This is a genomic window from Streptomyces sp. NPDC001410 (assembly GCF_042895235.1).
Lineage (GTDB): Bacteria > Actinomycetota > Actinomycetes > Streptomycetales > Streptomycetaceae > Streptomyces.
Genome location: NZ_JBIAWE010000009.1, coordinates 323,360 through 349,692, shown reverse-complemented (window position 1 = coordinate 349,692; position 26,333 = coordinate 323,360). Strand labels below are relative to the sequence as shown.

At 72.1% G+C, this 26,333-nt stretch carries 26 protein-coding genes; 8 read left to right on the top strand and 18 right to left on the bottom strand.

What is annotated here, in order from left to right; translation table 11 throughout:
• Nucleotides 1-38: 38 nt before the first annotated feature.
• The gene (locus ACFY3C_RS22225) at nucleotides 39-812 is read left to right on the top strand and encodes an SDR family NAD(P)-dependent oxidoreductase (RefSeq protein ID WP_390771951.1); all 774 of its coding nucleotides are present in this window, start codon (nucleotides 39-41) and stop codon (nucleotides 810-812) included.
• A gap of 74 nt (nucleotides 813-886) precedes the next feature.
• A complete protein-coding gene (locus ACFY3C_RS22220; protein ID WP_390771950.1) occupies nucleotides 887-1,594 on the top strand; it encodes an ester cyclase in 708 nt (235 codons plus the stop codon).
• Between the two features lie 72 nt (nucleotides 1,595-1,666).
• On the opposite strand, the gene groL is transcribed toward ACFY3C_RS22220, so the two are convergent.
• The 4 genes from groL to ACFY3C_RS22200 all read right to left on the bottom strand — a co-directional run bounded on the left by groL (nucleotide 1,667) and on the right by ACFY3C_RS22200 (nucleotide 5,762).
• Nucleotides 1,667-3,295: a chaperonin GroEL gene (gene groL, locus ACFY3C_RS22215; protein WP_390771949.1), complete on the bottom strand. Its 1,629-nt coding sequence runs from the start codon at nucleotides 3,293-3,295 to the stop codon at nucleotides 1,667-1,669.
• Nucleotides 3,296-3,415: 120 nt separating this feature from the next.
• On the bottom strand, nucleotides 3,416-3,724 hold the full coding sequence (gene groES / locus ACFY3C_RS22210) for a co-chaperone GroES (protein ID WP_039652762.1): 309 nt from the start codon (nucleotides 3,722-3,724) through the stop codon (nucleotides 3,416-3,418).
• 284 nt (nucleotides 3,725-4,008) lie between these two features.
• Nucleotides 4,009-4,794 carry a polysaccharide deacetylase family protein gene (locus ACFY3C_RS22205; RefSeq protein WP_390771948.1) on the bottom strand — a complete coding sequence of 262 codons (786 nt, stop codon included), beginning with the start codon at nucleotides 4,792-4,794 and terminating at the stop codon, nucleotides 4,009-4,011.
• A gap of 56 nt (nucleotides 4,795-4,850) precedes the next feature.
• The gene (locus ACFY3C_RS22200) at nucleotides 4,851-5,762 is read right to left on the bottom strand and encodes a polysaccharide deacetylase family protein (protein ID WP_390771947.1); all 912 of its coding nucleotides are present in this window, start codon (nucleotides 5,760-5,762) and stop codon (nucleotides 4,851-4,853) included.
• 90 nt (nucleotides 5,763-5,852) lie between these two features.
• On the opposite strand from ACFY3C_RS22200, the gene ACFY3C_RS22195 reads away from it, so the two are divergent.
• Nucleotides 5,853-7,046 carry a methyltransferase domain-containing protein gene (locus tag ACFY3C_RS22195; RefSeq protein ID WP_390771946.1) on the top strand — a complete coding sequence of 398 codons (1,194 nt, stop codon included), beginning with the start codon at nucleotides 5,853-5,855 and terminating at the stop codon, nucleotides 7,044-7,046.
• 49 nt (nucleotides 7,047-7,095) lie between these two features.
• Here the strand turns inward: ACFY3C_RS22195 and ACFY3C_RS22190 are convergent, their stop codons facing one another.
• From ACFY3C_RS22190 to ACFY3C_RS22165, 6 genes are all read right to left on the bottom strand, one after another.
• Nucleotides 7,096-8,358, bottom strand: coding sequence for an RNA polymerase sigma factor (locus ACFY3C_RS22190; RefSeq protein WP_390771945.1), 1,263 nt, complete (start codon nucleotides 8,356-8,358; stop codon nucleotides 7,096-7,098).
• A gap of 45 nt (nucleotides 8,359-8,403) precedes the next feature.
• Nucleotides 8,404-8,760 carry a YciI family protein gene (locus tag ACFY3C_RS22185; RefSeq protein ID WP_386578348.1) on the bottom strand — a complete coding sequence of 119 codons (357 nt, stop codon included), beginning with the start codon at nucleotides 8,758-8,760 and terminating at the stop codon, nucleotides 8,404-8,406.
• 128 nt (nucleotides 8,761-8,888) lie between these two features.
• Nucleotides 8,889-10,262, bottom strand: a complete 1,374-nt coding sequence (locus ACFY3C_RS22180) for an FG-GAP-like repeat-containing protein (RefSeq protein ID WP_386578347.1) — start codon at nucleotides 10,260-10,262, stop codon at nucleotides 8,889-8,891.
• A gap of 72 nt (nucleotides 10,263-10,334) precedes the next feature.
• Nucleotides 10,335-11,390, bottom strand: a complete 1,056-nt coding sequence (locus ACFY3C_RS22175; RefSeq protein ID WP_390771944.1) for an LCP family protein — start codon at nucleotides 11,388-11,390, stop codon at nucleotides 10,335-10,337.
• Nucleotides 11,391-11,464: 74 nt separating this feature from the next.
• Complete coding sequence (locus ACFY3C_RS22170; protein WP_390771943.1) at nucleotides 11,465-12,811, bottom strand: endo-1,4-beta-xylanase; 1,347 nt, start codon at nucleotides 12,809-12,811, stop codon at nucleotides 11,465-11,467.
• A 74-nt stretch (nucleotides 12,812-12,885) separates the two neighbouring features.
• Nucleotides 12,886-13,932 carry a LacI family DNA-binding transcriptional regulator gene (locus ACFY3C_RS22165; protein WP_390771942.1) on the bottom strand — a complete coding sequence of 349 codons (1,047 nt, stop codon included), beginning with the start codon at nucleotides 13,930-13,932 and terminating at the stop codon, nucleotides 12,886-12,888.
• Nucleotides 13,933-14,055: 123 nt separating this feature from the next.
• Here ACFY3C_RS22165 and ACFY3C_RS22160 point away from each other — a divergent pair, with 123 nt between their 5' ends.
• Nucleotides 14,056-16,374, top strand: a complete 2,319-nt coding sequence (locus tag ACFY3C_RS22160; protein ID WP_390771941.1) for a glycoside hydrolase family 3 N-terminal domain-containing protein — start codon at nucleotides 14,056-14,058, stop codon at nucleotides 16,372-16,374.
• Between the two features lie 197 nt (nucleotides 16,375-16,571).
• Here ACFY3C_RS22160 and ACFY3C_RS22155 read toward each other — a convergent pair whose 3' ends face one another.
• From ACFY3C_RS22155 to tsaB, 4 genes are read right to left on the bottom strand one after another with little or no spacing between them, the layout of a single operon-like run.
• A complete protein-coding gene (locus tag ACFY3C_RS22155; protein ID WP_390771940.1) occupies nucleotides 16,572-16,841 on the bottom strand; it encodes a hypothetical protein in 270 nt (89 codons plus the stop codon).
• Nucleotides 16,838-17,935 carry a tRNA (adenosine(37)-N6)-threonylcarbamoyltransferase complex transferase subunit TsaD gene (gene tsaD, locus ACFY3C_RS22150; RefSeq protein ID WP_386578341.1) on the bottom strand — a complete coding sequence of 366 codons (1,098 nt, stop codon included), beginning with the start codon at nucleotides 17,933-17,935 and terminating at the stop codon, nucleotides 16,838-16,840. The genes ACFY3C_RS22155 and tsaD overlap by 4 nt, the downstream gene beginning before the upstream one ends.
• Complete coding sequence (rimI, locus tag ACFY3C_RS22145; RefSeq protein WP_386578491.1) at nucleotides 17,928-18,425, bottom strand: ribosomal protein S18-alanine N-acetyltransferase; 498 nt, start codon at nucleotides 18,423-18,425, stop codon at nucleotides 17,928-17,930. The genes tsaD and rimI overlap by 8 nt, the downstream gene beginning before the upstream one ends.
• Nucleotides 18,426-18,442: 17 nt before the next feature.
• The gene (tsaB, locus tag ACFY3C_RS22140) at nucleotides 18,443-19,099 is read right to left on the bottom strand and encodes a tRNA (adenosine(37)-N6)-threonylcarbamoyltransferase complex dimerization subunit type 1 TsaB (protein WP_386578340.1); all 657 of its coding nucleotides are present in this window, start codon (nucleotides 19,097-19,099) and stop codon (nucleotides 18,443-18,445) included.
• A 112-nt stretch (nucleotides 19,100-19,211) separates the two neighbouring features.
• Here tsaB and ACFY3C_RS22135 point away from each other — a divergent pair, with 112 nt between their 5' ends.
• Nucleotides 19,212-19,769: a hypothetical protein gene (locus tag ACFY3C_RS22135; protein WP_386578339.1), complete on the top strand. Its 558-nt coding sequence runs from the start codon at nucleotides 19,212-19,214 to the stop codon at nucleotides 19,767-19,769.
• A gap of 88 nt (nucleotides 19,770-19,857) precedes the next feature.
• On the opposite strand, the gene ACFY3C_RS22130 is transcribed toward ACFY3C_RS22135, so the two are convergent.
• The 4 genes from ACFY3C_RS22130 to alr all read right to left on the bottom strand — a co-directional run bounded on the left by ACFY3C_RS22130 (nucleotide 19,858) and on the right by alr (nucleotide 23,205).
• The gene (locus tag ACFY3C_RS22130; protein ID WP_390771939.1) at nucleotides 19,858-20,028 is read right to left on the bottom strand and encodes a hypothetical protein; all 171 of its coding nucleotides are present in this window, start codon (nucleotides 20,026-20,028) and stop codon (nucleotides 19,858-19,860) included.
• A gap of 128 nt (nucleotides 20,029-20,156) precedes the next feature.
• Complete coding sequence (tsaE, locus tag ACFY3C_RS22125) at nucleotides 20,157-20,669, bottom strand: tRNA (adenosine(37)-N6)-threonylcarbamoyltransferase complex ATPase subunit type 1 TsaE (RefSeq protein WP_386578337.1); 513 nt, start codon at nucleotides 20,667-20,669, stop codon at nucleotides 20,157-20,159.
• Nucleotides 20,635-21,897 carry an alpha/beta fold hydrolase gene (locus tag ACFY3C_RS22120; RefSeq protein WP_390771938.1) on the bottom strand — a complete coding sequence of 421 codons (1,263 nt, stop codon included), beginning with the start codon at nucleotides 21,895-21,897 and terminating at the stop codon, nucleotides 20,635-20,637. Before ACFY3C_RS22120 ends, tsaE begins: the two co-directional genes overlap by 35 nt.
• Before the next feature lie 141 nt (nucleotides 21,898-22,038).
• On the bottom strand, nucleotides 22,039-23,205 hold the full coding sequence (gene alr, locus ACFY3C_RS22115; protein WP_390771937.1) for an alanine racemase: 1,167 nt from the start codon (nucleotides 23,203-23,205) through the stop codon (nucleotides 22,039-22,041).
• Between the two features lie 290 nt (nucleotides 23,206-23,495).
• Here alr and ACFY3C_RS22110 point away from each other — a divergent pair, with 290 nt between their 5' ends.
• The 3 genes from ACFY3C_RS22110 to ACFY3C_RS22100 are packed head-to-tail and all read left to right on the top strand — an operon-like array spanning nucleotide 23,496 to nucleotide 26,166.
• On the top strand, nucleotides 23,496-24,287 hold the full coding sequence (locus ACFY3C_RS22110) for a CPBP family intramembrane glutamic endopeptidase (protein WP_390771936.1): 792 nt from the start codon (nucleotides 23,496-23,498) through the stop codon (nucleotides 24,285-24,287).
• Between the two features lie 11 nt (nucleotides 24,288-24,298).
• Nucleotides 24,299-25,570: a sensor histidine kinase gene (locus tag ACFY3C_RS22105; RefSeq protein WP_390771935.1), complete on the top strand. Its 1,272-nt coding sequence runs from the start codon at nucleotides 24,299-24,301 to the stop codon at nucleotides 25,568-25,570.
• Nucleotides 25,522-26,166 (top strand): response regulator, encoded by a 645-nt coding sequence (locus ACFY3C_RS22100; protein WP_390771934.1) that lies wholly within the window; start codon nucleotides 25,522-25,524, stop codon nucleotides 26,164-26,166. The genes ACFY3C_RS22105 and ACFY3C_RS22100 overlap by 49 nt, the downstream gene beginning before the upstream one ends.
• Nucleotides 26,167-26,333: the final 167 nt, after the last annotated feature.

Here is a 26,333-nt window from a genome sequence, read left to right as displayed (position 1 = left end):
CAGCGGACGCCGTCGCTCCGGGTCACTACCCTTGGGCCATGACAACGGCTCTGATTACGGGATCGACCGCGGGAATCGGTGCCGCGTTCGCGCGGCGGCTGGCGGCTGACGGGCATGACCTCGTCCTGGTGGCCCGGGACGCCAAACGGCTGCGCGAGCAGGCGACCGAGCTGCACGACCGGCACGGCATCGAGGCGGAGGTGCTGACCGCCGACCTCGCCGAGGACAAGGGCATCGACGTGGTGGCCGAGCGCCTGAGCGACCGGAAGAACCCGGTCGACCTGCTGGTCAACAACGCCGGCTTCGGCAACAAGGGCCGCTATCTCGAAGTGCCCATGGCCGACGAGCTGAAGATGCTCAAGGTGCACTGCGAGGCGGTGCTGCGGCTGACGTCGGCGGCGTCCGAGGCGATGCGCGAGCGCGGCCGCGGCGGCGTGGTGAACGTCGCCTCGGTGGCCGCCTTCGTGCCCCGGGGCACCTACGGCGCCTCGAAGGCCTGGGTCGTGCAGTTCACCCAGGGCGCGGCGAAGGACCTGGCGGGCAGCGGCGTGCGGCTGATGGCGCTGTGCCCCGGCTTCGTGCGCACGGAGTTCCACCAGCGGGCCGGGATGGGCACGGACAACATCCCGGGCTGGATGTGGCTGGACGCGGACAAGCTGGTCGCGGCGGCCCTGGCCGACCTCGCGCGCGGCAAGACGCTGTCCATCCCGGACCCCCGGTACAAAGCGCTGATGGGACTGGTGAAGGTCGCCCCACGCGGGCTGATGGGCGGCATCAGCTCGAAGACGGGGCGCAAGTACGGCCCCCAGTAGGACGGGTGGCGGCCGCGTTCCGGTGGGAAAATGGGCCTGACGGATCCGGACCCAGGGGGCCGGGAGGCGGCGCCATGACGTTCGTACAGCTCATCGACTGCAAGACCAGCCGGATCGACGAGATGAACCGGCTGATGGACCAGTGGGTCGAACAGACCAAGGGGAAGCGGACCGCGACGCACGCGGTGGTCGGCAAGGACCGCTCGGACGCGTCACACGTCATCGAGATCGTGGAGTTCCCGTCGTACGAGGAGGCGATGCGGAACTCGAACCTGCCGGAGACCGACCGGATCTTCCGGAACCTGGTCGCCCTGTGCGACGAGATGCCCACGTTCACGGACCTGGACGTGGTGCGCGACGAGCCGTTGTACGCGGCCCAGGCGCGCCGGTTCTTCGACACCGTCGCGATCCAGGGGCCGTTGCCCGCGCTGAACGACCTGATCGCGGAGCACTACCACGACCACGACCCGGCCAACGAGCAGGACCAGCTCGGGCTGGACAACATGCGGCGTGAGATCGAGATGTGGCGGAACGCCTTCGACTTCACGTTCACGATCGAGGACCAGATCACCCAGACGGACCGGGTCTGCACCCGCTGGAGCTGGAACGGCATCCAGACCGGCGAGTTCATGGGCCTGCCCAACACCGGCCGGCAGGTGTCGATGACCGGTACGACGGTCTTCCGGTTCGACCACGACGGGAAGATCTGCGAGGCCTGGTGGCAGTACGACCGGCTCGGGCTGCTGGACCAGTTGGGCGCGCTGGACGAGCTGGAGAAGTAGGGCGCGCGGCCGCAGGGCACACAGCGGAGGCCCGGCACCCCGAGGGGTGCCGGGCCTCAGTGCTGAGGTGCCTCAGTGGGCGTGGCCGTGACCGTGGCCGTGGCCCGCCTCGGCCGGCTCCTCTTCCTTCTTCTCGACGACCAGGGTCTCGGTCGTGAGCAGCAGGGAGGCGATGGAGGCGGCGTTCTCCAGGGCAGAGCGGGTGACCTTGACCGGGTCGATGACACCGGCCTTGACCAGGTCGCCGTACTCGCCGGAGGCGGCGTTGTAGCCGTTGCCCTTCTCCAGCTCCGCCACCTTGGAGACGATGACGTAGCCCTCGAGGCCGGCGTTCTCGGCGATCCAGCGCAGCGGCTCGACGGCGGCGCGGCGGACGACCGAGACACCCGTGGCCTCGTCGCCGGACTTGCCGAGGTCGCCCTCCAGCACCTTGACGGCGTGGACCAGCGCGGAGCCACCACCGGAGACGATGCCCTCCTCGACCGCGGCGCGGGTCGCGGAGATGGCGTCCTCCAGACGGTGCTTCTTCTCCTTCAGCTCCACCTCGGTGGCGGCGCCGACCTTGATGACGCACACGCCGCCGGCCAGCTTCGCGAGGCGCTCCTGGAGCTTCTCGCGGTCCCAGTCGGAGTCGGTGTTCTCGATCTCGGCCTTGATCTGGTTGACCCGGCCGAGGACGTCCTCGGAGTTGCCGGCACCGTCGACGATGGTCGTGTCGTCCTTGGTGACCGTCACGCGGCGGGCGGAGCCCAGCACGTCCAGACCGGCCTGGTCGAGCTTGAGGCCGACCTCCTCGGAGATGACGGTGGCGCCGGTGAGGACGGCCATGTCCTGCAGCATCGCCTTGCGGCGGTCGCCGAAGCCGGGGGCCTTCACCGCGACGGCGTTGAAGGTGCCACGGATCTTGTTGACGACCAGGGTCGACAGGGCCTCGCCCTCGACGTCCTCGGCGATGATCAGCAGCGGCTTGGAGGCACCCGCCTGGATGACCTTCTCCAGCAGCGGCAGCAGGTCCTGGATCGAGGCGATCTTGCCCTGGTTGATGAGGATGTACGGGTCCTCCAGGACGGCCTCCATGCGCTCCTGGTCCGTCACGAAGTACGGCGACAGGTAGCCCTTGTCGAAGGCCATGCCCTCGGTGAAGTCCAGCTCCAGACCGAAGGTGTTGGACTCCTCGACGGTGATGACACCGTCCTTGCCGACCTTGTCCATCGCCTCGGCGATCAGCTCGCCGACCTGCTGGTCCTGGGCGGACAGCGCAGCCACGGCGGCGATGTCGGACTTCTCCTCGATCGGGCGGGCCGAGGCGAGGAGGTCCTCGGAGACGGCGGCGACGGCCGCGTCGATGCCCTTCTTCAGGGCGGCCGGGGAGGCGCCCGCGGCGACGTTCTTCAGGCCCTCGCGCACCAGCGCCTGGGCGAGCACGGTGGCGGTGGTGGTGCCGTCACCAGCGATGTCGTTGGTCTTGGTCGCCACCTCCTTCACCAGCTGGGCGCCGAGGTTCTCGTACGGGTCCTCGACCTCGACCTCGCGGGCGATGGTGACACCGTCGTTGGTGATGGTGGGGGCGCCGAACTTCTTGTCGATGACGACGTTGCGGCCCTTGGGGCCGATCGTCACCTTCACCGTGTCGGCCAGCTTGTTGACGCCGCGCTCGAGGGCGCGACGGGCGTCCTCGTCGAACTTCAGGATCTTCGCCATGACAGCGGGAGCCCTCTCGGAAATCTGTGGGTGAAAAAAGAACTGCGCCCCGGCGCCCGGCTTCTTATGTGGTCGCGGGGGCCAGGGGCGCAGCTGGAAGCAACTGAGTGCTGGAGGCGATTACTTCTCGATGATCGCGAGAACGTCGCGAGCCGAGAGGACGAGGTACTCCTCGCCGTTGTACTTCACCTCGGTGCCGCCGTACTTGCTGTACAGAACGACGTCGCCGACCTTGACGTCGAGCGGAAGGCGCTCGCCGTTCTCGAAGCGGCCCGGGCCCACGGCGAGGACGGCGCCCTCCTGGGGCTTCTCCTTCGCGGTGTCCGGGATGACCAGGCCAGAGGCCGTGGTCTGCTCGGCGTCGAGCGGCTGGACCACGATGCGGTCCTCAAGCGGCTTGATGGCAACCTTGGAGCTGGCGGTCGTCACGATCCGACCTCCCCCTTCGGAGATCTCACGGGGTTAACTGTCTGAGGTGGCGACCAGGTCGATCCGTCGTCGCGGGTGCCGGACCTGCCCGTCGCGTTTGTTGGCACTCTCATCTGCCGAGTGCCAGAGCCGAGACTATGACCGGGATTAGCACTCGGTCAAGCGGAGTGCCAATGCCTGCGGCGCGTCGCGGGGAAGATCGGCCTGAACGGCCTCGTCCTCAAGCGCCGGACGGGCTGGATCGGTGCGGCCGGCGCTGACAGGAACCGTTGCCGAAAGAGCCGTTACAGGTAGTCCTCAAGGCGGCCCACCGTCAGCCCACTTGCCTGCACCATGCGCAGCAAGCGTGCCGTGCGTTCCTTCAGCGTCGGGCCCGTCGCCTCGTCGGGGCCGACGAGGACGATGTCGCCCGGGCGCAGGTGGCGCTCTCCGTGTGTGTAGGCGATGCCGTCGGGGGTCATGGCGGCGCGCCACAGGACGAGCGAGGAGATGCCGCAGTCGGCGGCGGCGCGCAGCGTCGTGGTGTCGTACGTGCCGTAGGGCGGGCGGAAGAGACGGGGGCGGATGCCGAAGCGGGACTTGAGTTTGTCCTGCTGGCCGCAGATCTCGGCGCGCTGGCCGGCGTACGGCAGTCCGGACATAGCCGGGTGGTCGAGGGTGTGGTTCTCGATGTCGGCGCCGACCGCGCGCAGGCGGGCGAAGTGGCCGTAGCCGGGGCCGACGACGCTGTCGGTGAGGAAGAAGCTGACCGGCAGCCTGAGTTCGCGGACCATGTCGACGAAGCGCGGGTCGCGCTCGGCGCCGTCGTCGTAGGTGAGGAAGACGACCTTGTCGGTGGTGGCGACATGGTCCACGACGCGGGGCGGGGAGGCACCCGCCCCGTGGGCCGTCAGGGGTTGGGCACGGTGGCGGGGCGGGGCGGCGAGCGGGGCGGCCAGGCCCCAGCGGCGGTACGCCTGACTGACGGCGGGGCTGGGCTGTCGTACGCCCTGGGCCGCCCGTTTGCCGAGGCGTTCGATGGGGTCGACCGACTGGGCGCAGCCCGTGAGGAGGAGGGCCGACGCGAGCACGACGGCCGGCCCGGACCGTGCTCCTCCCGGGCCGCGCCCCGGTCGCCCCCGGCGCCTCACAGGTAGTCCTCCAGGCGTGCCACGGCGTACCCCTCGCGCGTGACCTTGTTCAGGAACCGGCGCATGTCGTCGACCATCGTGCCGTCCCAGTCGTCGCGGCCGCGGAAGTGGGTGAGCACGATGTCGCCGGGGTGCAGGCTCTTGTCGTCCTCGCGGTACTCCCAGTGGTCGACGAAGACCTCCTCGTCCCAGATCGGCGCGTACTTGATCCCGCAGGACTTGGCGGCGCGCAGGGTGTCGCCGTTGTAGTTGCCGTAGGGCGGGCGGAAGACGGTCGGCGCCTTTCCGAACTGCCGCTTCATGACGGCCTGCATGCCGCAGATCTCGTCCTTCTGCTCCTCGTAGGACAGTCCGGGCAGGTAAGGGTGGGTGAGGGTGTGGTTGTTGAGGGTGTGGCCCTCGGACTGCATCCGGCGGAAGTAGCCGTAGTCGTCCTTGACGAGGTAGTTGCTGAGGAAGGCCGTGTAGGGGATCTTCAGGTCGCTCATCATGCGCAGGAACGCCGGGTCCTTCTCGGCGCCGTCGTCGAGGGTGAGGAAGACGACCTTCTGCCTGGTGGGGACGGTGGTGAAGACCGGTGGGAGGTTCTCCTCCTCCTGGCCGTCCACCTCGAAGCCCGCGCGCGCGGTGATCTTCGGTTTCACGGTCGGTGGCGCCGGGGGTCTCAGGGGGACCTCGTCGAGGTTCCAGTGCCGGGCGGCGGTGACCATGCGGGCGTGTTCGGCGGCGAGGCGGGCCTGCGGGTCCGCCGGGCCGCCGTGGCCGGGGGCGGGCCGGGCCGCGGAGTCCGAACCGAGGGCGGAGCAGCCGGAGACGAGGGCGGTCGAGGCCAGCACGGCCGCCGCGTAGCGGAGGGCGACCTTCGGGATCCGCGCCCGACTTTTGTCATTTTGTACTACTACTCGCATGGCGTCGGATCCTTCCAGCCCCGGGCCCCGAACCCGGGCCGACACCGCCGCCGGAGGCGCACCGTCCACCGACTGGCCCACAATGACCCGGTGAACGACCTCGCCCTTCTCCTCACCCCCGAAGGCCGCGCCCTCCTCGACGAGGTGCGCGACACCGACCCCGCACAGGAGCTGGCCGTGGCCACCCGGCTGCGCCGCGAGCACCCCGCCGAGCTGGTGTCGGCGGCGCTGGGCCAGGCACGGTTGCGGCAGCGGGCGGTGGCGAAGTTCGGGGCGGATGACGCCCTGCGGATGTTCTTCACGCCGAACGGGGTCGAGCAGTCGACCCGGGCGAGCGTGGCCGCGTACCGGGCGGGCCGCATGCGGGAGCTGGGCGTGACCTCGGTCGCCGACCTGTGCTGCGGGATCGGCGGCGACGCGATCGCGCTGGCCCGGGCCGGGATCCGGGTGCTGGCCGTGGACCGGGATCCGCAGACGGCGGCCACGGCACGGGCGAACGCCGAGGCGCTGGGGCTCGCCGGGCTGATCGAGGTCCGGGAGGCGGACGTCACCGAGGTGGACACGGCGGACTACGACGCCGTGTTCGTGGACCCGGCGCGCCGAGGAGGGCGGGGCAGGATCTTCGACCCGGAGGCGTACTCGCCGCCCCTGTCCTGGGCGGTCGCCACGGCCCTCGGGGCGCCCCGCGCCGCCCTGAAGATCGCCCCCGGCATCCCGCACGAGGCGATTCCCGCCGAGGCCGAGGCCGAGTGGATCTCGGACGGCGGGGACGTGAAGGAGGCGGTGCTGTGGTTCGGCACCGGGGCGCCGGGGGCCGTACGGGCCACGCTGCTGCCGGGCCCGCGCGCACTCCTGGGCCGGGGTCTGCCCGATCCCCAGGTGCGCCCCGTCGGGCGGTACCTGTACGAACCCGACGGCGCCGTCATCCGCGCCCATCTGGTCGCGGAGATGGCCGAGGAGGTCGGCGGCGGGCTCGTCGACGCGACCATCGCGTACGTCACCGCCGACGAGTTGCGCCCCACCCCGTACGCCTCCGTCTACGAGATCACCGATCAGCTCCCCTTCAACGTCAAGAAGTTGAAGACCCTGCTGCGCGAGCGGGAGGTCGGCACGCTGACCGTGAAGAAGCGGGGGTCGGCGGTGGAGCCGGAGGAGCTGCGCAGGAAGGTCAAGCCGCAGGGGCCGGGCTCGGCAACGGTGTTCCTCACCCGGGTCGCGGGGGCCCCGACCATGCTGATCGGCGCCCCCGCGCAGCCGGCGGCTACTGCCGGTGGACCGTCTTGAGCGGGTCCAGGTGCGGGTCGAGTCCAGGTGCGGGTCGGTGGGAACAGAGTTACGAGAGGCACTCCGCAGCCCGGCCCAGCAGCAGCGCGCGCTCGCGCTCGTTGCGCGTCAGCTCGGCCGCGCGGGCGAACTCCTCGTGGGCCTCCGCGGTGCGCCCGAGCCGTGCCAGCAGGTCGCCGCGCACGCTGGGCAGCAGGTGGTAGTCCCGCAGTGCGGGTTCGGCGGTCAGGGCGTCGACCAGCTTCAGCCCCTCGGCCGGGCCCTCGGCCATCGACACGGCGACGGCCCGGTTCAGCTCGACGACCGGGGACGGGGCGCGGGCCGCGAGCAGGCCGTACAGGGTGGCGATGGTCCGCCAGTCGGTCTCCTCGTAGGTGTACGCGTGCGCGTGGCAGGCGGCGATGGCGGCCTGGAGGGCGTACGGGCCGGGGGCGCCGGTGGCTGTGGCGTCGGCGCGGCCGAGGGCCCGGATGCCGCGGGCGATGAGCATGCGGCTCCAGCGGCGGCGGTTCTGGTCCTTCAGCAGCACCGGGGTGCCGTCGGGCCCTGTGCGGGCGGCGGTGCGGGAGGCCTGGAACTCCAGGAGCGAGGTCAGGGCGTGCACCTCGGGCTCCTTGGGCATCAGGGCCGAGAGCACGCGGGCCAGCCGGAGGGCGTCCTCGCACAGCCCGGGACGCAGCAGGTCGTCCCCGGCGGTGGCCGCATATCCCTCGTTGAAGATCAGGTAGATGACGTCCAGGACGGAGCCGAGGCGGGCCTCGCGGTCGGGGCCGTACGGCACCTCGAAGGCGACGTTCTTCGTGGCCAGGGTGCGCTTGGCGCGGACGATGCGCTGGGCGATCGTCGGCTCCGGTACGAGGTAGGCACGGGCGATCTCGGCGGTGGTCAGGCCGCCGAGCAGGCGCAGGGTCAGCGCGGTGCGGGCCTCCGTTGACAGCACCGGGTGGCAGGTGGTGAAGACGAGCCGCAGCAGGTCGTCGTCGATGTCGTCCGGGTCGGCAGGCTCGTCGCAGGAAGGCGGGGTCGTGGTCTCCAGATCCCGGCCGATCTCGGCGAGCTTGCGGGCGTAGGTCTCACGCCGCCGGACCAGGTCGACGGCGCGGTGCCGGGCGGTGGCCATGAGCCAGGCGCCGGGGTTGTCGGGCACGCCGTCACGGGGCCATCGCTCAAGCGCCGCGACCAGCGCGTCCTGCGCCAGTTCCTCGGCGATGCCGACGTCCCGCACGATGCGCGCCACGCCGGCGACGACCCGCGGGGACTCCAGCCTGAAGACGGTCTCGATCGCGTGCGCCGCGGTGGGCTGTGCTTCCACAGCCCACCATGCAACACCCCCGGGCGGTCCGAGGCCAAGAAAGGCTCAGCCCTCCGCGATCTCCCGGACCTCGCAGCTGACGGTCCAGTAGTCCTCGTGGACCTGCAGGAACCGCTTGGCCCACTCCAGGGCCTCGGCCTTGTCCTTGCACTGCATGATCGCGTAGCCGCCGACGACCTCCTTGGACTCGGTGAAGGGCCCGTCGATGACCGAGATCTTCCCGCCCTCCCAGCGCACGGTGGTGCCCTGAGCGGAGGGGGTCAGGCCGGCGGTGTCGAGCATGACCCCGGCCTTGGTGACCTCCTCGATCAGCCGGCCCATCCGCTGCATCAGCTCCTCGCTGGGGCCCTCGGCGGGGGCGGAGGACTCGTCGATGTGCACGATCGACAGGTAGCGGGGCATGGTGACTCCTTCGGTCGGTGCGGCGGGGTCCGTCCCCGCCGCTCACCCATGCGTCGATCGGGAGACACCTGGATCGACACGCTCGCGGAAATTCCTCGAAGAAATTTTTCCGGGGGCGTGCGGCGCCGCTACTTCAGCTCGGCCCCGAACGCAGCCTTCGTGTACGGCGCCCCTACACCCTTGCCGCCGAAGGCGAGGGCCGCGTCCGTGACCAGCCCCGTGGAGCGGCCGCGCAGGGACCAGACCGCACCGTTGCCCGCGTCCTCGAACAGGGCGGTGGCGGCCAGGTCGGCGTGGCGGTCGCGGTTGATGTCGAGCAGGGCGACCGTGGCACCGAAGGAGTCGTTCCGCTCGGCGGCGCCGGGGACGCCCTTGGTGTTCTGGCTGAAGACCTGCGCGCCGGTGCCCGTCAGGCCGGAGTGGCTGCCACGCAGCACGTCGACCACGCCCTCGCCGTCGTTCTCGCCGGGCGCGCCGACCACCACGTCGTCGATGCCGTCACCGGTGATGTCGCCGGCGGCGACGGAGCTGCCGAACCTGTCGCTCAGCTCCATGGCGCCCGGGACGCCGGGGGTGTCCTGCGAGTACGACTTCCAGGTGTCCTGGGCGCTGAGGCCGGAGGGCGAGCCGTAGTCCACCCAGATCGTCTCGTCGTCCTTGACTCCCGTGATCAGGTCGTCGTAGCCGTCGCCGTTGACGTCGCCGAGCGCGGCGGCGCCGTCGCCGCCCGGGTACCAGTCGGTGACGCGGGTGAGGCCGGAGGGGCCGCTCAGGTAGAGGCGGCTGCAGTAGCCGCCGTCGCCGCAGTAGCCGGTCAGCAGCAGGTCGGCACGGCCGTCGCCGTTGATGTCGCCGGTGCCGCCGTCGTGGATGTCGATCCACTGGAGGTAGTCGGGGTCGAGCGGGGTCTTGGCGGCCGGGGTGCCGGAGCGCTTGAGCGGGCCCTTCCAGAGGGTGGCGGTGGTGCCGGTCGGGTCGTCGCCGGTGGAGAAGCCGGTGCGGAACGCGGCGAGGTCGAGGCGTCCGTCGCCGTCGAAGTCGCCGGTCTGGGTGTCGGTGGCGGGGATCGACGTGCCGCCGGACAGGCCGCGCGGGCCGCCCCAGACCACGACCGCGGAGGCCGACATGGAACCGGTGCCGATGACGAGGTCGGCGTAGCCGTCGCCGTCCAGGTCGCCCTTGGAGACCTGGAGGCCGAAGCGCTGGTCCTTGGCCGGGCTGCCCGGGACGCCGGTCGTGGCACGGCTGATGATCGTGCGGTGGGTGGTGGACAGGCCGTGCGGACCGCCGTACATCACGGCCACGTAGCCCGCCCTGGACTGCCCGCCGACCGTGGCGTGCGGGGCGCCGACGACCAGGTCCGCGTACCCGTCGCCGTTGAAGTCGTCGCGGACGGGCGCGGCCGTCTTCGTCGCGGACGCCTGCGGTACGGCGACCCCGAGGGCGGTGAGGCCCAGGGTCAGCGGAAGCGCCCAGCGGGCGTGCGAACGCAGCGAGAACACGGGAGGACCCCCAGATGTACGGCGACCAGATCACCGCAGGAGACTCGCGGGTCACACCGATGGTTGTGCTGCTCAGCGCAGCGAGGCCCACAGTTCGCTCGCCGCCGGTTCCTTCGCCACCACCCGGTTGGCGTCGGAGGGTGCCGTGACGACCGGCATCGTCACCGTCTTCACCCGGTCGGCCGTCAGGCCCTTCAGGCTCTGGCCGAGCTTCGTCAGCTCGCCCAGGGAGTCGAGGCCGGTGTCCGTGGTGAGGCTGGCGGTGACCGCGTCGGCGACCTGGTAGAGCTTGGCCGGGTCGGAGAGGAGGTCGGTGCCGGCCATCTGCTCCAGCAGGGCCTTCACCAGCTTCTGTTGCAGGCCTATACGGCCGAGGTCGCTGCCGTCGCCTATGCCGTGCCGGGTGCGGGCGAGGGCCAGAGCCCGGGTGCCGTTCAGGTGGTGGGTGCCGGATGCGAGGTGCAGATGGCTCCGGTCGTCGTCTATGTCCTGGTCGGTCGTGACCGTGACCCCGCCGAGCGCGTCCACGAGCTTGGCGAAGCCGGAGAAGTCGATCTCGATGTAGTGGTCCATGCGGACGCCGGTGATCGACTCGACGGTCTTGACCGCGCACACCGGACCGCCCACCGAGTAGGCGCTGTTGAACATCGCGTTGTACGCCGGCGCCGTGGAGCCGCCGGAGGACAGCGGGCAGGACGGGCGGGTGACGAGGGTGTCGCGCGGGATGTTGACGACGGTCGCCTTCGTGCGGCCGGCGTCGATGTGCACGACCATCGCCGTGTCGGAGCGGGCGCCGGAGCTGTCGCCGCCGCCCAGCTCCTGGTTGGCCTTGCCGCTGCGCGAGTCGGAGCCGAGGACCAGGATGTTCAGGGCCTCGGTGGGCAGCGGGGAGGCGGTGGCCGAGGCGGTCGCGGCCGGGGTGACCACCGCCTTCGCCGGGCGGTTGTCACCGAGCGCGCTGTTGATGTCGACGCTCTTGATGTTGTTGTTGAGGTGCCAGTACGCGTAGCCGGCCGTGGCCACGCCCAGCACCAGGAATCCCGCCAGACTGAGGCCCGCGGTCTTCAGCACTCTCGACCGCCGGCCCACCCGTCTGCCCGCGTCGCCCTGCTCCTCGTGTCGCGTCACGGACAGGAACGTAAGTCGGAATTATTAGCAGACTGTTAGCGGAAGCTTTGAGAGACGGTTTTCTCGGGAAATTCTCATCCCACCGTCACCGTGGGCAGCGGATTGCTCCCGCTCCACGACGCGTTGAAACCGAACGTCACCGAACCGCCGTCCGGCACCGACCCGTTGTACGAGGCGTTCGCGCAGGACACCGCAGCGCCCGACTGGGTGCAGCCGGCGTTCCAGGCCTGCGTGATCTGCTGGCCCGCGCCGAACGTCCAGTTCGCCTTCCACGAGGACAGCGAGGCCCCGGAGCAGGAGATCGTCACCTGGCCCGTGAAGCCGGTGCTCCACTGGCTGGTCACGCTGTAGGCCGCGGTACAGGCGCCGGTCGGGGGCGGGGTGGTGGTGGAACCGCCGAGGGCCTCGGCGATGCCGTAGTACGCCGGTTTCGGCGCGTAGTTCTCGTCGTACGGCGTCGCCGCCCCGTACCCCGGGAACGTGCTCGGCACCCAGGAGTCGGAGTCGGTGAAGCCCCACACGGTGACGTTGACGCAGCGGGTCACGGCCGCGCAGGCGGCCACCACGGACTTGAAGTCGGCCGCCTGCTGGGCGAGTTCGGCACTGTCGGCGGGCAGCGCCATCCGTATGTCCAGCTCGGTGATCGCCACGTCCACGCCGAGGTCGGCGAAGCGCTGGATGTTCTGCTGGAGCGTGGCCGGCACCTGGCCGAGGATCAGGTGGGCCTGCAGGCCGACGCCGTCGATCGGGACGCCCTGCTGCTTGAGGGATTTGACCAGGTTGTACAGGGCGGTGGACTTCGCGTTGACGCCCTCGACGTTGTAGTCGTTGATGTACAGCTTGGCGTCCGGGTCGGCCGCGTGTGCCCAGGTCAGGGCGTTCGCGATGTAGCCGGAGCCGAGGCCGTTGTACCAGAGCGTCGAACGGTAGCTGCCGTCCTCGTTGAACGGCTCGTTGACCACGTCCCAGGCGGCGATCTTTCCCTTGTAGCGGCCGACCTCGGTGCCGATGTGGTTCTGCAGCAGGCTGCTCAACCGGGCGGCGGTCCAGCTGCCGTTGGTCAGCCAACTGGGGTTCTGGCTGTGCCAGACCAGGGTGTGGCCACGCACCTGCTGGTGGTGGGCCTGGGCGAAGGCCACGATCTGGTCGGCCTCGCTCCAGTTGAAGCTGCCCTGGGTGGGCTCGACCGTGCCCCACTTCATGGCGTTGCCCGGGGTCAGCGAGCTGAACTGCGCCCCCGCCAGGTCGCCGTAGGTGCCGGTGAGCTTGGAGCCGGTGACGGCGGTGCCGATGACCTTGTTCTTCGCCGCGGCGAGGTCGCGCAGCGGGGTGTCGGCGGCGTGCGCCGCGGGCGCCGTGAGCAGGAGCGCGGCACCGGTCATCAGGGACGCGAGGGATAAGCCGGTTCTCAGAGATCTCATCGCGGGTGCCTCCGAAAGTTTCGGTTGGACTACCGACTGACTTCGGAGCAGTGTGGGGTGGCCCTCGGCACCCGTCAATACACGAACCGCTGAACCGCCGGAGGCACTCCCGTACTGGAACGCACGACCAGGCTGGTCGCCAGCTCCACCCGGGTCGCCGCCCGTTCGTCCTCGGCGCGGCCCAGCTCCAGCACCAGCCGGGCCGCGGCCTCGGCCATCTCGGTCAGCGGCTGCCGTACGGTCGTCAGCGGCGGGCCCACCCAGCGGGCCACCGGCAGATCGTCGAAGCCGACCACGCTCAGGTCCTCCGGGATGCGCAGCCCCAGCTCGCGCGCGGCCTCGTACAGACCGAGCGCCTGCAGGTCGTTGCCCGCGAAGACCGCGGTGGGCCGGTCGGGGCCGCGCAGCAGCTCCAGGCCCAGGCGGTAGCCGGAGTCGTGGTGGAAGTCGCCGCTTTTGATCAGGCCCGCATCGACGGGGAGCCCGGCGGTCTCCAGGGCGGCGCGGTAGCCGTCGAGGCGGGCGCGGCTGCACATCATCCGGGAGGGTCCACTGATCGCGCCGATGCGGGTGTGGCCGAGCTCCACCAGGTGACGGGTGGCGGCGAGGCCGCCCTGCCAGTTGGTGGCGCCGATGGAGGGGACGTCCGGGCCGGGGTCGCCGGCCGGGTCCATCACCACGAACGGGATGGAACGGCTGGTCAGCAGCGCCCGCTGGGACTCGTCAAGGCCGGACAGCACAAGGACGACCCCATGCGGGCGGCGGGCGGCGACCTGGTCGGCCCAGGTCCGGCCCGGGGTGAGCCGCCCGGCGGACTCGGACAGCACGACGCTCAGGCCCGCGTCCCGGGCCACGTTCTCCACGCCCCGGATGACCTCCATCGCCCAGGCGCTCTCCAGCTCGTGGAAGACCAGGTCGATCAGCGGCGAACGGGATGCCTCGGCGCGGCGGCGCCGGTAGCCGTAGGCGCGCAGCAGCTCCTCGACCCGGGTGCGGGTCGCCGGGGCGACATCGGCGCGGCCGTTGAGGACCTTCGAAACAGTCGGAGCGGACACCCCGGCTTCCCGGGCGATTTCGGCGAGGGTCGCCGTCTGCGTTTCTGCGGGCTTCGAAGGCTTCATGCCCGGGATCGTATCCCTGTGGGCCCTCTTGACGAAGGCCTTCGCGCGCCATAGGTTCCCGGAACATTCGAAGTATTGACCGAAACATTCGTGAGCATCCCGACCCCATCCGACGGGAGTTCCATGACCACCGCTCCTTGGCGCGACGCCGCCCTGCCCGCCGCCGACCGCGTCGACGACCTCCTCTCCCGGATGACCCTGGAGGAGAAGACCGCCCAGCTGTACGGCGTGTGGGTGGGCGCCGTCACGGACGGCGACGGCGTCGCCCCGCTGCAGCGCGAGATGGCCGCCGGCCCCTCCGCCGATGCATGGGACGAGCTGATCACCCGCGGCCTCGGCCAGCTGACCCGCTCCTTCGGCACCGCACCCGTGGACCCGGCGCTCGGCGCCCGGGCCCTGGCCCGTGCCCAGCGGCGGATCGCGGCGGCGGGCCGCTTCGGGATTCCGGCCGTCGCCCACGAGGAGTGTCTGGCGGGCTTCACGGCCTGGGGCGCGACGGCGTACCCGGTGCCGCTGGCCTGGGGCGCGGCCTTCGATCCGGCGCTGGCCGAGGAGCTGGGCCGGCACATCGGCCACGATCTGCGCTCGGTCGGTGTCCACCAGGGTCTCGCCCCCGTCCTGGACGTGGTCCGCGACCCGCGCTGGGGCCGGGTGGAGGAGACGATCGGCGAGGACCCGTACCTGGTCGGCACCATCGGCGCGGCCTATGTGCGGGGCCTGGAGTCGGCCGGGGTCGTCGCCACGCTCAAGCACTTCGCCGGGTACGCGTCCTCGGCCGGAGCCCGCAACCTCGCGCCCGTCCGGGCGGGGGTTCGCGAGTTCGCGGACGTGACCCTGCCGCCGTTCGAGATGGCGCTGCGCGAGGGCGGGGCGCGCGCGGTGATGGCCTCGTACACCGAGACGGACGGCGTGCCGGTCTCCGCCGACCCCCACCTGCTCACCGGCCTCCTGCGCGACGAGTGGGGCTTCACCGGCACGGTGGTCGCCGACTACTTCGGCATCGGCTTCCTGCAGACCCAGCACCGGGTCGCCGAGGACGAGGCGGGCGCGGCGCACCTGGCCCTCGCGGCGGGCGTCGACGTCGAGCTGCCGACCCTAAAGTGCTACGGCACCCCGCTCGTGACCGCCGTACGAGAGGGCCGCGTCCCGGAGTCCCTGGTGGACCGGGCGGCCCGCCGCGTCCTGCTCCAGAAGTGCGAACTGGGCCTGCTGGACGCGGACTGGCAGCCGGAACCGGACGGCCCGGTCGACCTCGACTCGGCGGACAACCGGGCGCTGGCCCGGCAACTGGCCCAGGAGTCGGTGGTCCTGCTGGACAACCCCGACGGTCTGCTCCCCCTGGCCCCCGACGCCCGGGTCGCGGTCGTGGGCCCCCGGGCGGCGGACGCGCTCGCGATGCTCGGCTGCTACTCCTTCCCGTCCCACGTCCTCACCCACCACCCCGAGGTCCCCCTCGGCATCTCCGTCCCGACCGTCCTGGACGCCCTGCGTGCCGAACTGCCGGACGCCAAGGTCACGTTCGCCGAGGGCTGCGGGGTCTCGGACCCGGACACCGCGGGCTTCGCGGAGGCGGTCGCCCGGGCTGCCGAGGCGGACGTGTGCGTGGCGGTCCTCGGGGACCGCGCGGGCCTGTTCGGCCGGGGCACGTCGGGCGAGGGCTGCGATGTGGCGGACCTGCGACTGCCGGGCGTGCAGGGCGAGTTGCTGGACGCGCTGCTCGCCACGGGTGTCCCGGTCGTCCTCGTGCTGCTGACCGGCCGCCCGTACGCCCTGGGCCGCTGGCACGGCCGGCTCGGCGCGGTCGTGCAGGCCTTCTTCCCCGGCGAGGAGGGCGGCCCGGCACTCGCCGGGGTTCTCTCCGGCCGCGTGAACCCCTCCGGCCGTCTCCCGGTGAGCATCCCGCGCGTGCCCGGCGGGCAGCCCTGGACCTATCTCCAGCCCCCGCTGGGCCTGGCCGGCGAGGTCAGCAGCCTGGACCCGACCCCGCTGTACCCGTTCGGCCACGGCCGCTCGTACACGTCGTTCGCCTGGGAGGACGGCACGGGCAGCGAGGTCACCGAGATCGGCACGGACGGCTCGTACGACCTCTCGCTGACCGTCCGGAACACGGGCGGGAGCGCGGGCGCGGAGGTCGTCCAGCTGTACCTGCACGATCCGGTGGCGTCGGTGACCCGCCCGGACGTCCGGCTGATCGGCTACCAGCGGGTGGAACTGGCCCCCGGCGAGGCCCGCCGGGTGACCTTCCGCTTCCACGCGGACCTGTCGTCCTTCACCGACCGCACGGGCGCGCGGGTGGTGGAGCCGGGGGCGCTGGAGCTGCGCCTTGCCGCCTCCAGCACGGAGGTGCGGCACCGGGCCGGCCTGCGGCTGACGGGACCCGTGCGCGTGCTGGGACCGGACCGGATGCTGCGGTGCGAGACGGAGGTGTGGCCGGCGGACTGAGGCCGCCCGGAACGAGAACACCCCGCCCCGGAGAACCGGGAGCGGGGTGTCTGTGGAGCGCCGGGCAGGCCTTGCACCTGCATTTCCCCGCAGGAAGCGGGGCGTCTTTCCTTGGACCACCAACGCACTGCGTCCGGACCGGTGTTCCGGCCGTTCGCGTGTGATGATCATAGCGCGTGAACGGACCCGCGCGCCAGTCAGCGGTCCGACCGCTCCCCGTCCACCGACTCGAATCGCCACCGGTGCACCGCCCGGGTCACCAACTCCGCTCCCGGCTCCGGGAGTTCGGGCAGCGAGGCGTCGTACGGCGCGTCCCACCAGGTGATGACCAGCACCCGGTCCTGCGGGGCACGGAAGGTCTCGCGGCGCAGCGGCTCTTCCGCCAGGCGTTGTTCGCGTACCCAGGCGAGGAGCTCAGCCCCCCGCCCTTCGGCCGCCCGGGCCTCCCACATCAGCGCGACCGTCACGAGTACAGGTTCTCCTTGCTGACCTCGTGCACATGGTCGTGGTCGTGCCCGCGGCCCGGGACGTGCGGGTCCGTCACCGGCAGGGAGGAGTCGGCGGACAGGTCCCAGTCGGAGGCGGCCCGGTTGCGGGCGACCATCTCGGCGCCGAGGGCCGCGACCATCGCGCCGTTGTCCGTGCACAGCTTGGGGCGCGGGACGCGCAGCCGGATGCCGGCGGCCTCGCAGCGCTCCTGGGCGAGGGCGCGCAGCCGGGAGTTGGCCGCGACACCGCCGCCGATCATCAGGTGGTCGACGCCCTCGTCCTTGCAGGCGCGGACGGCCTTGCGGGTGAGGACGTCCACCACGGCCTCCTGGAAGGAGGCGGCCACGTCACGGACCGGGACCTCCTCGCCGGCCGCGCGCTTGGCCTCGATCCAGCGGGCCACGGCCGTCTTCAGACCGGAGAAGGAGAAGTCGTACGCCGGGTCGCGCGGGCCGGTCAGACCGCGCGGGAAGGCGATCGCCTCCGGGTCGCCCTCGCGGGCGTAGCGGTCGATGACCGGGCCGCCGGGGAAGCCCAGGTTGAGCACGCGGGCGATCTTGTCGAAGGCCTCGCCGGCCGCGTCGTCGATGGTCGCGCCCATCGGCCGTACGTCGGAGGTGATGTCCTCGGACAGCAGCAGCGAGGAGTGGCCGCCGGACACCAGCAGGGCCATGGTCGGCTCGGGCAGCGGGCCGTGCTCCAGCTGGTCCACGCAGATGTGGGAGGCCAGGTGGTTGACGCCGTAGAGAGGCTTGCCGAGCGCGTAGGCGTACGCCTTGGCGGCCGAGACGCCGACCAGCAGGGCGCCGGCGAGACCGGGCCCGGCGGTGACCGCGATGCCGTCGAGGTCCTTCGCCGAGACACCGGCCTCCTTCAGGGCGCGGTCGATGGTCGGGACCATCGCCTCCAGGTGGGCCCGGGACGCCACCTCGGGCACGACACCGCCGAAGCGGGCGTGCTCGTCGACGCTGGAGGCGACGGCGTCGGCCAGCAGGGTGGTGCCGCGGACGATGCCGACGCCGGTCTCGTCACAGGAGGTCTCGATGCCGAGGACGAGAGGTTCGTCAGTCATTGGTCTCGGTTTCTCGTGCGGAGGGGGAACCCGTGGCGGAGCCGCCGCCGGATTCCGTGGTCAGGCGCATCACCAGGGCGTCGACGTTCCCCGGCTGGTAGTAGCCGCGCCTGAAGCCGATGGGCTCGAAGCCGAAGCGCTCGTACAACTTCTGGGCGCGGACGTTGTCGACCCGGCACTCGAGCATGACCTCGGAGCACTCGAAAGCGGTGGCCGCCTTCAGCAGCTCGGTGAGCAGGCGGGCGCCGAGCCCGGTGCCCTGCTGGTCGCGGGCCACCGCGATGGTCTGGACGTCGGCCAGCTCGCCGGCGGAGGCCAGGCCCGCGTAGCCGACGATGCGGCCGGCGTCCTCGGCCACGAGGTAGCGCCGGGTCGCCTCGTCACCCCGGGAGTGGGCCAGCTCGGACCAGAACATGCCGCGGGACCAGGCGTCCTCGGGGAAGAGGTCCTTCTCCAGCTCGAGGACCGGGTCGATGTCCCACCAGCGCATCTCGCGCAACTGTGCGATCACTTGGGCGTGACCACCTTGTAGTTCTTGGGGACCTGGGCGTCGGGACGCCGCAGGTACAGCGGGCGCGGTGCCGGGAGTTCCTCGCCCGCGGCCAGCTTCTCGGCGGCCAGCGAGGCCAGGGCGGCGGCGGACACGTGCTCGGGCTCGTGGGCGCTCGGGAACGTGTCCGGGTAGAGCAGCGCGCCCGCTCCGACCGCGGGGAGTCCGGCGACCTGCTCGGCGATGTCGGCGGGGCGGTCGACGGCCGGGCCGGTCAGGCGGGTGCGGGAGTCGGCGTACTTCGCCCAGTAGACCTCCTTGCGCCGGGCGTCGGTCGCCACGACGAAGGGGCCCTTCTCGATGTCGGCGGCGTAGGCGAGGGCGTCCAGCGTGCACAGGCCGTACACGGGGACGCCGAGCGCGAGGCCGAAGGTGTCGGCCGTCATCAGGCCGACGCGCAGGCCGGTGTAGGGGCCGGGGCCGATGCCGACGACGACCCCGGTGACGGCCTCCAGTTCGAGCCCCGCCTCGGCGAGCACACGGTCGACGGCCGGCAGCAGCAGCTCCCCGTGCCGGCGCGCGTCCACCTGACTCGACGAGGCGATGACGTCCGCCCCGTCGTGCAGTGCGACGGTGACGGCGGGAGTGGCGGTATCCAGAGCGAGCAAGAGCACGCGAACAGCCTACGGCGCCTGCGCCGCGTGCATGGCCGTCCGGGGCAGACGGTGACTGACTGCTACGGTCTGTACGAAGTACGACATATGACGCGAGGCAGAGGTGGCGGACGTGGCAGGGACCAGCTCGGGGATCGTGGCCGGCCTCACCGCGGCCGCCGTGGGCACCGTCGGCTTCCTCGCCTACCAGGCACAGGCGACCGTACCGGCGAGCCTCGGGGGCGTGGCCGGCGCGGGCGCGTCGCCCTCGGTGAGCGCCAGCAAGGCGCCGCGCGACCTGCGCAACCCGGGCGCCCTGCCGGGCGACTCCGGCACGGGTGAACGGGTCGTGTACTCGGTGGACGACGACCGGGTCTGGCTGGTCGACGAGAAGAACGTGGTGCAACGCGGCTTCGGGGTGCGCCCGGGCGCCGTCGACCCGCCGGTGGGCAGGTACTGGGTCACGTCCCGCTCCAACGCGGTCACCGGCACCGACGGCGTGCCCATCGAGCACGTGGTGCGCTTCACCAGCGTGGACGGGGTGGTGATCGGCTTCAGCGCGGCGGTGGGCAGCAGCGTGGGCACGACCACCGACGGTGTGAAGACGGGCGGCATCCGGGAGCGGCGCGAGGACGGCGACGCGATGTGGAAGTTCGCGACGATCGGCGTACCGGTCGTCGTCATCCGCTAAGGGCCTGTCTGACAATTCCGGTCGTCCGCCCGGAGGCAGGCGGGAATTGTCGGACAGGCCCTTAGCGGCGGCCACGCGGCAGCAGCGGCTACGCGGCCCGGCGGTGCCCCTGGCTCCGGTCGGTCTTCTCGGGCTCGGGCCGGCGCGGTGGTCTGGAGATCGCGTCCGCGGCCGCGCACGACGCCAGCAGGTCGCGCATGGACACCCCGGAGACCGCGGCCGGCTCGGCCGGCTGTGCCGTGGGTCGAGAAGCGGGCATGGACGCCTCCTGACGTGCGGGGGCGGGGCGCAGTTAGGCACACCTAACCACGGGCTGGCTACCATGTGACCATGCCCGGGACGTCCGGCGCAACAGGTTGCCGACGGCTTGTCGGGAAGTACCGCGGATCAGGCGTCGAGCGCGTCCAGACCGGCCTCGGTCCACCGCCGGCCGAGCCCGGTCAGCGTCACGTGCCGTACCTCGTCCTTGGTGTCACCGACGGCCCGGTGGATGACGACCTGCAACCGGTCCTCGGTCAGGTCCTCGACCTTGCCCTCGCCCCACTCCACGACGATCACCGAGTCGGTCAGCGAGACGTCGAGGTCCAGGTCCTCCATCTCGTCGAGGCCGCCGCCGAGCCGGTAGGCGTCGACGTGGACGAGCGGCGGGCCGCCGCCGAGGGAGGGGTGCACCCGGGCGATCACGAAGGTCGGCGAGGTGACCGCGCCACGGACCCCCAGCCCCTCGCCGAGCCCTCGGGTCAGCGTCGTCTTGCCTGCGCCCAGCTCCCCGGAGAGCATCACCAGGTCGCCCGCGCGCAGCAGCTTGGCCAGCCGGCGGCCCAGCTCCCGCATCTGCTCGGGGGACGTGATGGTCAGCCGGGTCTCAGCGGGGTTGTGCGGTGCTGCTGGTGCTTCCATAGCCACTTACGGTAGCTCCTGCGGGCACGGCACCCGCGCGGGTGAGCAGGTCGGCGAGCCGGTCGGTGACCACTTCCGGGTGTTCCAGCATGACCAGGTGCCCGGCGTCCGGCACGAGCACCAGCTCGGCCTCCGGCAGCAGGTCGGCGATGGCCTCGCTGTGCTCACTGGGCGTGATCAGGTCCTGTACTCCGGCCAGCACCAGCACCGGGAAGTCCCGGAAGCAGGCGAGCGCCTCGGTCTTGTCGTGGTCGGTGAAGGCCGGGTAGAACTCGGCGACCACGTCGATCGGCGTGGACTCGATCATCCGCTCGGCGAACCGCTCGACGGCCGGGTCGACGTCCCGGGTCGCGAACGAGTACCGCTTGATGATCCCGGCGAACAGGTCGGCGGTGGCCCGGCGGCCCTTCTCCACCAGTTCCGCCTGCTGGCCGAGCGCCTTCAGCACTCCGGGGAGGATCCGGCGCACCGCATTGACGCCGGCCAGGGGCAGCCCGAAGTTGACCTCGCCGAGCCGCCCGGACGACGTACCGACGAAGGCGGTGGCGACCACCCGGTCCCGGATCAGCTCCGGGAACTGGTCGGCCAGCGCCATCATCGTCATCCCGCCCATGGAGTGGCCGACCAGCACGATCGGCCCGTTCGGCACGGCCGCGTCCAGGACCGCCTTCAGATCGCGGCCGAGCTGCTCGATGGCGACGGGAACGCCGTCCTGGGTCTGGACGACGCCTCGCGAGGACCGCCCGTGGCTGCGCTGGTCCCAGTGCACGGTGCGCACGACCCCGCGCAGGGCCGCGCGCTGGAAGTGCCAGGAGTCCTGGTTGAGGCAGTAGCCGTGGCTGAAGACGACGGTGACCGGGGCGGGTGCCTTGCGGCCGAAGAGCCGGCGGCGGCGCGGGGAGACGTTGGGGCCGGGGTCGGGTTCGACGTCGTCGACCTCGTAGTACAGCTCGGTGCCGTCGTCGGCGTACGCCTTGCCCGGGGTGCCGCGCAGGGTGCCGTAGGGGCCCGCCGAGTCCAGCGCCAGCCGGGCCTTGCGGCGCATCCCGCGGCCGACGGTCATCCGCTCGATGGCGACACCGGCGGCCGCGCCCGCGGCGATCACGCCTATCGCGGCACCGGCGATGCCGGTCGCCCTGCGCCAGCTGCCGGCCGCCTCCGCGGCGGAGGCGGCGGTCGCCGCGGCGACGACGACGTCCGCCACGGCCTCCGCACTGCTCTCGCTCACGTACCGCTCCTCTTCGCCGTACTGCAGTTCGCTGGGTGAATGAAACTGGTGGTGCCGGGGTGGCTCGTGTGGTGCAGGTATGGTGCGTGGTGCCGGTCGTGACAGGAGCAACCGGGCGCGTGGCGCCCGCCTCAGAAGGGGCTACCCCTCTTCTTCCCCGTTCACATAGACGCGAGGAACGCGCGTTCCGATCCGCGTGACGATTTCGTACGCGATCGTGCCGCAGGCCTGCGCCCAGTCCTCGGCGGTCGGCTCGCCCCGGTCGCCGGGCCCGAACAGCACCGCCTCCGCGCCCACCGGGGGCTCGTCCCCGCCGAGGTCGACCACGAACTGGTCCATCGCGACCCGCCCGGCGACCGTCCGCCACTTGCCGTCGACCAGCACCGGACCGGTGCCGGAGGCGTGCCGGGGAATGCCGTCCGCGTAGCCGACGGGCACGAGGCCGAGGGTGGTCTCGCCGGCGGTGACGTAGTGGTGGCCGTAACTGACGCCATGCTCGCCGGGCACGTGCTTGACCAGCGCCAGCGACGCGCTCAGCGTCATCACCGGCCGCAGGCCGAAGTCGGCCGGGGTGCCGATCTCCGGGCTGGGCGAGACGCCGTACATGGCGATACCCGGCCGGACCAGGTCGAAGTGGGTCTCCGGGAGGGTCAGCGTGGCCGGGGAGTTGGCGAGGTGCCGCACCTCGGGGCGCACGCCCTGCTCCTCGGCGTACGTCACCATCTCCCGGAACAGGGCGAGCTGGGCGGCGATGGACGGGTGCCCGGGTTCGTCGGCGCACGCGAAGTGGGACCACAGACCGGTCACCCGGACCAGCCCCTCGCGCTCGGCGCGCAGGGCCTCGCGGACCAGCTCGGGCCAGTCGGCGGGCTGGCAGCCGTTGCGGCCGAGCCCGGTGTCGGCCTTCAGCTGCACCCGCGCGGGCCGTCCCGCCTGCCGGGCGGCCTCCGTCACCTCCCGCAGCGCCCACATCCCGCTGAGCGAGACGTCGATGTCGGCCTCGACGGCCTGCCGCCAGGGCCCGCCCGGCACCCACAGCCAGCACAGGACACGCGTGTCCAGGCCGGCGGCGCGCAGGGCGAGTGCCTCCTCGGGCGTGGCCGTGCCGAGCCAGGTGGCCCCCGCCTCGACGGCCGCGCGGGCGCACGGCACGGCCCCGTGGCCGTAGGCGTCGGACTTGACGACGGCCATCAGGGCAGCGCCCTTCGCCCGGGCACGCAGGGCCCGCACGTTGGCGCGCAGGGCGGCCAGATCGATCTCGGCCCGGGCGCGCAGGGGCGCGGTCGGCACAGCTGCAGTCTCACTCATGGCGCCCCCAGTGTCTCAGAGGCCCGTGCGGGCCCCGGGTGCAGCATCAGGTACCGGGCCGCCGCCCCGTTTCCCCGGCCTCCTCCGCCTTGCGGGGCTCGCGGTGGCGAGCGGCACCGCGACGCCTCTGTGCGCGATTCGTCTGCTGATCATGCGATCAGCCAAACGTGCGGCCCCGGCGGATCCCGGATGCCGCGCGGCCGGGTCACCCGGGAGGTGCACCTGGGTACACCCCGGTTCGGCAAGCAGGTGCAGTCCGCGCGCGCCGTCGCCCCGGCATCGTCGAGGTCATGCAGACGACACAGACGACAGAGATGACACAGACGAGACAGCGGTGGAAGGTCCGGTCGGGGGTCTATCTGGTGGTCGCCTTCCTGGCGGCCGGGGCGCTGGGAGCCGTGCAGCCGGCCACCGGGATTCCCACGGAGGTCGTCCAACTGACCCAGTTCGGCCCGGCGCTGGGCGTGGCCCTGGCGGCTCTGCTGTGGCCGTCCCGGACGCGCGGACTGCTCGCCGGTCCCCCGGGGCACCCGGCCTCCCCCTGGCGGCAGTTGCTGGTCACGCCCCTCCTGATCACCCTCCTCGCGGCAGGCCCGTACGCCCTCCTCACCGGCACCGCCCACACCACCGACCCACGCAGCCTGCACCACCCCTTCCTTCTCATCGCCCTCGCCCAACTGGTCGGCGCCTGCGGCGAGGAGATCGGCTGGCGCTGCTTCCTGCAGCCCCTGCTGCGCACCCGCTTCGGCCCGCTCACCGCGTCGGTGGCGGTCGGGGCGGTGTGGGGCCTGTGGCACGTCCAGGCGCTGGCGCAGGGCCCGGCCTACGCGGCGGGCTTCCTGCTCGCCACGATCGCGATGTCCGTCGTCCTGGGTCTGGCCCTGGAGGAGGTCGGGGGCCTGCGGCGCCTGCTCCTCGCGGGCGGCTTCCACGCCCTGGTCAACCTCGGAATGCTGCTGTTCATGGACGAGGAGACGGGCAGCGCGCTGCCGATGGTCCTGTTCGGGCTGGCCTGCGCGGTGACGGTGGTGCCGTGGGTGTGGCGCAGGCGGGAGGTTACGATCCCGGCGGCCGTGGGGTGAGGGGGCGTGGGGTGGGGGGTTTGCGGCGCGCGGACTGGGTCGCGCTCTGGCGGTGCCAGTCGGTCGGGCTGGCCGGGTTTCTCGCGGTCGGGGCCGGGCTGTTGGCCGGCGGGGCGTTGACGCTGCTGCCGCTCGGGATCGGCTTCCAGGTGCTGCCCGCGACCGCCGGGCTGCTGCGCCGCGTCTCCGACACGTACCGGGCCCGCGCGGCCCGCTGGACGGGCCGTCCCCTCAGCGCTCCCGACCCCCTCCCCTGCGGCACGTCGGCCCGCCGCAGCAGCGCCGCGATCCTCGGGGACGACGGATTCTGGTACGACCTGCGCTGGGCCTGGCTGGAGCCGTGGACGGGCGGGGTGCTCGCGGCGGTTCCGCTCGCACTGGTCGAGTACGGGGTGTTCGGCGCGCTGGTCCAGCCCTTCGTCTGGCGCCTGCTGGGCGACGGCAACTGGTACGCCTTCGTACCGGTCACCTCCACGGCCACCATGCTCATGGCCCTGCTGCTCGGCCTGGCCTTCATCGTGGCGGGCCTGCGCCTCGCGCCGGTCATGGCGACCCTGCACGCCCTTCTCACCCACCGTCTCCTCTCCGCCCCGCGCACCACCGAACTGGCCCGCCGCGTGACCCGGCTGACGGACACCCGGGCCGCCGCCCTGGACGTGCACGCGGCCGAACTCACCCGTATCGAACGGGATCTGCACGACGGCGCCCAGGCACGCCTGGTGGCCCTTGGCCTCACCCTGGACGAGGCGGCCGGCCTGCTGGAGACCGACCCCGGGACCGCGCGCACCCTCCTCCTGAACGTCCGCGCCCTCTCCGCACGGGCGTTGCAGGACCTGCGCGACCTGGTCCACGGCATCCACCCGCCGATCCTGGCGGACCGGGGTCTCGGCGACGCGGTCCGCTCCCTGGCCCTGGACAGCCACCTGGACGTCGACGTGGCCGTGCACCTGCCCCCGGAACGCGTGCCCGCGCCCGTCGAGTCGGCGGCCTACTTCGCGGTGTCCGAACTCCTCACGAACGCGGCCAAGCACGCGGCGGCGACCCGGGTCGACATCACCCTCGCCCACGACGGCACCCACCTGCGGGTGACGGTGACCGACGACGGCCACGGCGGTGCCGACCCGTCGAACGGGACCGGACTGCTCGGCGTACGGCGCCGGTTGGATACCTTCGACGGCACGCTCGCCCTGCACAGCCCGCCGGGCGGACCGACCACCGCGACCCTGGAGATCCCGTGCGCGTCGTCCTCGCCGAAGACCTCTTCCTCCTCCGCGACGGCCTGACCCGCACCCTGCGCGAGCACGGCTGCGAGGTCGTGGCCTCGGTGGACAACGGCCCCGCGCTGGTACGAGCGCTGCGCGAGACGGACCTGGACGTCGCGGTGATCGACATCCGCCTGCCGCCCACGCACACGGACGAGGGCCTGAAGGCGGCTCTGGAGGCCCGTCGCACCCGCCCGCGGCTGCCGGTCCTGATCCTCTCCCAGTACGTCGACCAGCTCTACGCCCAGGAACTCCTCGCCTCCGGCGAGGGCGCCGTCGGCTATCTCCTCAAGGACCGTGTCACCCACACGGCGCAGTTCGTCGACGCCCTGCACACGGTCGCCGCCGGCGGCACGGTGATGGACCCCCAGGTCATCGCCAAGCTCCTGACGCGCAGCGAGAAACGGGGCCGCACGGACTCGCTGACCCCCCGCGAGCGCGAGGTCCTCACCCTCATGGCCGAGGGCCGCTCCAACACGGCCGTCGCCGGCACCCTCCACATCAGCGAGAGCGCGGTGGCCAAACACATCGCGTCGATCTTCGCGAAGCTGGGGATAGAGCAGTCACCGGAGGACAATCGGCGGGTGTTGGCGGTGTTGGCCTACTTGCGGGGCTGAGTGACGGTCCTTCGGCTGCGGGCCGGTGGGGGCTGGTCGCGCCCACGCGGCGGAGCCGCAGATCGACACGGCCCGCGCCCCTGGGGAGTTGCAGCCCCGCCGGCCGCGACGGCAGCCGCTTGGGGCGGCACGGGTGGGCGCAGCGGCACCCCACCAGCGCCGGGCTG